Origin of the sequence: Streptomyces sp. NPDC060198, from assembly GCF_042728415.1 — a bacterium.
GTDB lineage: Bacteria > Actinomycetota > Actinomycetes > Streptomycetales > Streptomycetaceae > Streptomyces.
This window is the reverse complement of record NZ_JBHWZJ010000410.1, coordinates 1-5,765: the sequence shown is the minus strand read 5'-3', so window position 1 is coordinate 5,765 and position 5,765 is coordinate 1. Positions and strand designations below refer to the sequence as shown.

General features: G+C 72.6%; 6 protein-coding genes. 1 reads left to right on the top strand and 5 read right to left on the bottom strand.

The features are described from left to right. Positions 1 to 42: 42 nt before the first annotated feature. From ACFWEP_RS30500 to ACFWEP_RS30480, 5 genes are all read right to left on the bottom strand, one after another. Positions 43 to 903: a fumarylacetoacetate hydrolase family protein gene (locus ACFWEP_RS30500; protein ID WP_387374902.1), complete on the bottom strand. Its 861-nt coding sequence runs from the start codon at positions 901 to 903 to the stop codon at positions 43 to 45. A gap of 204 nt (positions 904 to 1,107) precedes the next feature. Further along, positions 1,108 to 1,878 carry a YidC/Oxa1 family membrane protein insertase gene (locus tag ACFWEP_RS30495; protein ID WP_387374900.1) on the bottom strand — a complete coding sequence of 257 codons (771 nt, stop codon included), beginning with the start codon at positions 1,876 to 1,878 and terminating at the stop codon, positions 1,108 to 1,110. A gap of 188 nt (positions 1,879 to 2,066) precedes the next feature. After that, positions 2,067 to 2,426 carry a DUF6412 domain-containing protein gene (locus ACFWEP_RS30490; protein ID WP_387374899.1) on the bottom strand — a complete coding sequence of 120 codons (360 nt, stop codon included), beginning with the start codon at positions 2,424 to 2,426 and terminating at the stop codon, positions 2,067 to 2,069. A 162-nt stretch (positions 2,427 to 2,588) separates the two neighbouring features. Next, entirely contained in the window at positions 2,589 to 4,088 is a 1,500-nt protein-coding gene (locus tag ACFWEP_RS30485; RefSeq protein WP_387374897.1) for a sodium:solute symporter, read from the bottom strand. After that, the gene (locus ACFWEP_RS30480; protein WP_323180469.1) at positions 4,085 to 4,243 is read right to left on the bottom strand and encodes a DUF3311 domain-containing protein; all 159 of its coding nucleotides are present in this window, start codon (positions 4,241 to 4,243) and stop codon (positions 4,085 to 4,087) included. The genes ACFWEP_RS30485 and ACFWEP_RS30480 overlap by 4 nt, the downstream gene beginning before the upstream one ends. Before the next feature lie 469 nt (positions 4,244 to 4,712). Between ACFWEP_RS30480 and ACFWEP_RS30475 the strand changes: the two genes are divergently transcribed. Next, positions 4,713 to 5,720: an SEC-C metal-binding domain-containing protein gene (locus ACFWEP_RS30475; protein WP_387374895.1), complete on the top strand. Its 1,008-nt coding sequence runs from the start codon at positions 4,713 to 4,715 to the stop codon at positions 5,718 to 5,720. Positions 5,721 to 5,765: the final 45 nt, after the last annotated feature.

Below are 5,765 nucleotides of genomic sequence, written 5' to 3'. Positions count from 1 at the left end.
GCGACATCGGCGCGGGGCCCCGGGGCTTCTCCCTCAGGCGGCCTACGCGTCCTTCAGCACCTGGCGCTGGCGTCCGAGCCCCTCGATCTCCAGCTCGACGACGTCGCCCGCGCGCAGGTACGGCTTCGGGTCCGGGTGGCCCATCGCGACGCCGGCCGGGGTGCCCGTGTTGATGACGTCGCCCGGGTAGAGGGTCATGAAGTGGCTGAGGTAGCGGACGACCTCACCCACCGGGAAGATCTGCTCGGCGGTGGTGCCGTCCTGCTTCAGCTCTCCGTTGACCCAGAGCCTCAGCGGCAGCGCCTGCGGGTCGGGAACCTCGTCGGCGGTCACGAGCCACGGCCCGAGCGGGTTGAAGGTCTCGCAGTTCTTGCCCTTGTCCCAGGTGCCGCCGCGCTCGATCTGGAACTCGCGCTCGGAGACGTCGTGGGCGGTCGCGTATCCGGCCACGTGCGCCAGCCCCTCCTCCGCCGAGTCGAGGTAGCGGGCGGTGCGGCCGATGACGACCGCGAGCTCGACCTCCCAGTCGGTCTTCACGCTGTTGCGCGGCACGAGGACGGTGTCCTCGGGGCCGACGACCGTGTCGGGCGCCTTGAAGAAGAGGATCGGCTCCGCGGGGATCGCCGCCCCGGTCTCCTTCGCGTGGTCGTGGTAGTTCAGCCCGATGCAGATGATCTTGCCGATGCGGGCGAGGGGAGCCCCGGTCCGCAGTCCCGCCGGATCCAGCTCGGGCAGCGAGCCGGGGTCGGCCGCGGCGGCGCGCACCCGGTCGAGCCCGTGCTCGTCGGCGAGCAGCGCACTGTCGATGTCGGGGACGACCCCCGACAGGTCGCGCAGCGTTCCGTCCTCCGCGAGCAGAGCCGGACGCTCCGCTCCCGCCGTGCCGACTCGAAGCAACTTCACGGGTGCCACTCCCTGGGTAGAGATGCCTGGGTGGAATGGGCGCCGACCGGACCGGGTGCGGTGCGGCGACCGCCCCGGACCGTGCCCAGCCCAGCCCACAAAACCTGTTCAGCCTGCTAGACATCGGATGAATTGGCAAGACGTGTTCAGTCTCTGGACGTGACCAGGGGCGCAGAACACCAGGCAGGAACCGTGCTCCGAGGCTCAGCCAAGGGGAGCCAACGCCACTCCGGCAGCCGGAACGTCGCGGTAGAGGTAGGCCCTTTCGATCGCGGTCCAGGTCGTGCTGGTGACGACGTACAGGGCCGCCGCGAGGGGCACCACGCCCACGGTGAAGAGGGTGAAGAACGACATCAGCGGCATCACCTTCGTCATCGCCCCCATGCCCGGGACCGGCTGACCGTCCGGTCCGGCGGTGGGTGTCACCGGGTTGAGGGCCATCTGACGCTTCGTACGCCGGTAGTTGAAGGTGGCCACGACGGCGACGACCGCGAAGAGGCCGAGATAGACCAGCCCCTGGCCGCCGAACACGCCTCCCTCGGCGAGGGCGTGGTGCCAGCGCTCGCCCAGCGGCGCCCCGAAGAGCTGGTGACCGAGGAGACCGTTGGGGTCGTCGCCGATCCGCGCGCTGGAGAAGAGGTGGTAGAGCAGGAAGAACGCGGGCATCTGGAAGAGGCTCGGCAGGCACCCGGAGAGCGGCGAGACCTGCTCCTCCTTGTGCAGTTCCATGAGCGCCTTCTGCATGCGCTCGGGGTTCTTGCCGTGCTTCTTGCGCAACTCGGCGATCTGCGGCTGGAGGCGCGTACGGGCCTTCTGGCCGCGCGCGGCGGCCCGCGACAGGGGGTGCACGGCAAGGCGTACGAGCGCGGTGAACAGGATGATCGCCGCGGCGGTGGACGCCGACTGGAACAGCGGGTGGAGCAGGTCGGCGAACGCGCCGACCAGGCTCGCGAAAACGGACATGAGCGCGGACATGGGGAGCCCTCCGAGGGGTCTCGTCGTGCCGGTGGAGTACGGAGTCGGAACGCGGGGCCGCCGGCGCGTGCAGGGCGGGCCCGCGGGCGCGCGGGGGCCACGGGCGCGGCGTGTGGACTGCGTACGGGATCGGCAGGACGGCACCCGTGGAGGGGCGCGTCGGTGTCGGGTCCGAAGGGGCGGAAGCCTTACGCGGCGGCCGTGCGGAGGACGGCGCGGCCGGGTGCGCGGGGGCGGGTACGCCCCTTGGCGTCGGGATCTCGCTGCGGCAGGAACGCCGTACGGCGCCGGCGGTCCCGCAGCGCGGTGCGCACCCGCGTCCGGGGCACGGGGACGGCACAGCGCGCGCTGATCACCGAGCAGGCGAGGAGCGCGGAGCCCGCCGCGGCGGTGGCGGCGAGCGCGACGGCTGCGGAGAGTGTCCCGCCCTCGGTGAGGAGGATCTCGGCGACGAAGAGGAGCAGCAGACCCGCCGGCCTGAGCAGGCGCGTGAAAGAACCGCGGAGGCTACCGGGGTACGGGTGCGTGCTCGCGTACGCGTCGCTCATGGCTCCTCCCCTTCCGCCGTTCGTGCCGCTCGTGCCGTTCGTGCCGTTCGTGCCGTTCGCCTTCACGGTCCGCCGCCGGGCTCTCCCCGGTCGTGGACCTCTCCAGCCGTTATACACGATGGCCTGGATCACACCGGGCGGCCGGAGACTGCCCGCGGCGGCTCAGACGGCCACCGCCCCCGCAGCAGGCTCGATCTCGTCGCGGGCGAGCACCTCGTCGTCCGGCCGGTCGTCCCGGTCGCGCGGCCCGGCGTACGTCACCGCCAGCGCGACCACCAGGTTGGCCGCCAGGGCGACGAGCCCCGCGTTCACGCCCCACACCGGGTCGTTGCCGTTGAAGACCAGCACGCAGACCACGACCGCCCCGACCACGAGCCCGCTGAACGCCCCCGCGAAGGTGAGCCGCCGCCACACCAGTGCCAGCAGCACCATCGGCAACAGCTGCGCCATCCCCTCGTACGAGATGAGCGAGAGCCGGACGAGAGTGTTGGGCGCGGTGTACGTGAGGAGCAGCGCGAGCCCGCCGGCCACCACGACCACGATCTGCGCCGCGCCCTTCTGCCGCTGCCGCCAGCGGGGTACGAGGGAGAGCACGCTGCGGCCCCACATCGTGCCGATGACCAGCATGAAGACGGCCATGGGCACGATCGAGGAGAGCGCGGCGGCCACCCCGATGACGCCGACCGCCCAGGCGGGCAGCGAGTCGGTGACGAGCTTGAAGAGGGCGAGGTTCGATTCCGCCCCGACCAGTCCCGGTACGACGAACAGCGCGGCCATGCCGAGCAGCATCGGGACGAAGAGGAGGACGTTGTAGGCGGGCAGCCACATGGCGTTGCGCCGCAGTACGTCCGCGTTCCGGGCGCCGAGATAGCCGGCGACGGTGGTCGGGAAGATCACCACGGTGAGCGAGTTCAGGAACGACGTACTGATGAACCACGCCTCGCCGAGCCCGCTGTCGCCGTGCCCGGGAAACGTCAGCCAGTCGGTCTTCTCGGTGACGATCCGGTCCAGGAAGGGGCCGTACCCGTCGAAGTAGTGGACCGGTACGTAGAACGCGAGGAAGCCGAGGGTCCCGATGACCATGACGTCCTTGAGCACCGACACCCAGGCGCTGCCGCGCAGCCCGCTGACCACGACGAAGCCGGTGGCGACGGCGAAAGCGATGAAGTAGGCCCAGTTCAGGCTGATCGCACCGTAGGAGATCGTCGAGACGACCACGCCCATGCCGGTGATCTGCAGCTGGATGTACGGCAGCAGGCAGACGGTGGCGAGGACGGCGACGAACGCGCCGAGCCAGGGCCGCCGGAAGCGGTGCGCGACCATGTCGGTGATCCCGACCAGGCCGTGCTTGCGCGCGTACCCCCAGAGGGTGGGGCCGACCAGGTACCCGAGGGCGTACCCGCAGGACATGTACGCGACGACGTACAGCACGGGCGCGCCGTAGTTGTAGCCCCAGCCCGCGGCGCCGAGGTAGCTGAAGCTGGTGTACCCCTCGCCGGCCATCAGGACCCAGATGAAGACGGCACCGAGGCTCCGTCCGCCCACGGACCACTCGGCGAGCCCTCCCCCTCCGCCGCCCCGCCCGCGCATCGCGAGCAGGCCGAGCACGACGGTGAGCACCATGAAGCCGGCGAAGACGGAGGTGGCGACGGCGGCGTTCACCGGCGGTCCCCCCGCCGGGTCAGCCAGACGGCGACGGGCGTCAGCAGGGTCGCGCCCAGCATCCAGACGAAGAGGAACGGCAGCCCGAACACGACGGGCTCCACCCGGTTCACCCACGGCAGGGCCCCCAGGTAGAGCACGTACGGGACCAGCAACCACCACACCTGCGGACGTCTTCTCAGCACCCAGGGACTTTATCCCCGTCCGACACCACCCCCGGGGCCGCACCTCGGCGCGTCCGGGCGGGGGTGCGGATGCCGGGGTGCGGCGCGGGGGCTGGGGCGGGGGCGGTCCTCGGCGCGGGGAACGGGGAGCGGGGAGCGGGGGACGGGGAGCGGGGGACGGGGGGGGCGGGGGACGGGGGGCGGGGGACGGGGAGCGGGGGACGGGGAGCGGGGGACGGGGAGCGGGGGACGGATAGCGGGGGACGGGAAGCAGGGATCGGGGGACGGGGAGCGGGGATCGGGAGACGGGGAGCGGGGATTGGAGTACGGGAAGCGAGAGCGGAGAGAACGGGGCCCGGGGGCGTGGCGGCCGGCACCCGCACCCCTGTGTCCTGGCGCACCCCACCCCCTCTCACCGGTCGCTCCCACGGGCCCACCTCCGCGCAGTACCGTGTGGGACATGCGCCCCGACACGCCTGCCGAGCACATCACCGAAGCCGAGCGACTGCTGCGCACCGCGGCGCGCTACCCGGAGGACCGCGAGCCGCTGCTCCTCCAGGCCGCGGCCCACCTGGAACTCGCCGGCGAGCGCGCCCGCGCCGCGACCCTCTACGACGACCTGCTCACCGCGGACGGCGCCCCCGCCGAGGACCCCCACCTGGTGAAGGCCCTCAAGGCCGCCAACCTGTGGGAGTACGGGCACGAGGCCGAGGCCCGCGCGATCATCGACGGCCTGCGCGTGGCGGCCCCCCGCGCGGCGGCCCCGTGGACGATCGCCGCGGAGACCCTGGAGGCGCACGACGAGCTGGAGGCGGCCCACGACCTCTTCTCGGCCGCGCTGGAACTGCTGCTGACGCCGGGCGAGGAAGTCCCGTACGCCACGCAGTCCCTGCTCACCGGCCGCCACCGCGTCCGCCGGCTGCGCGGCTCGGAACACGACGACTGGGACCGGTTGGCCGACACCCTGCACACGGCCGAGGTCCCCCTCGACGAACTCCACGACCCGAAGCGGCTCTGGTCCCTCGGCTCCTCGGACCCGGGCGAGCTGAAGGCGGAGATCACCCGCCTCCGCGCGGAGCTGGGCGTCTACCGCACGGCCCTCTCCCGCCCCTTCCCGGTCGCCGTCCTGCACTGGCCCGCGGCCGAACTGGCCGAACTGCTCGCCGCGTACCCGGCCCTGGCCGCCGAGTACCCCGACCACGCGGGCCACCTGACCGCCGTGGAGACCGCCCTGCGCGACCTCCACGCGGCCGGTACCGCGAACCTCGGCATCGTCACCGGCACCATCCCCTCCTACGAGGCCTTCGCAGCCTCCGAGGCCGCCTCCCCCGCCGACCCGAACCTCCTGCCCCTCTACGCCACCACCCTCGCCGCCCGAGGCCGAGCCCTCCCCTGGCCCCCGGCCCGGTCGGCGGCCTGCTGGTGCGGGTCGGGGGACGCGTACGGGGGGTGCCACGGGGCGGGGTGACCTGCTCCCACAGCCCCACGGGAATGGCGCGGAACCCAACGGGGT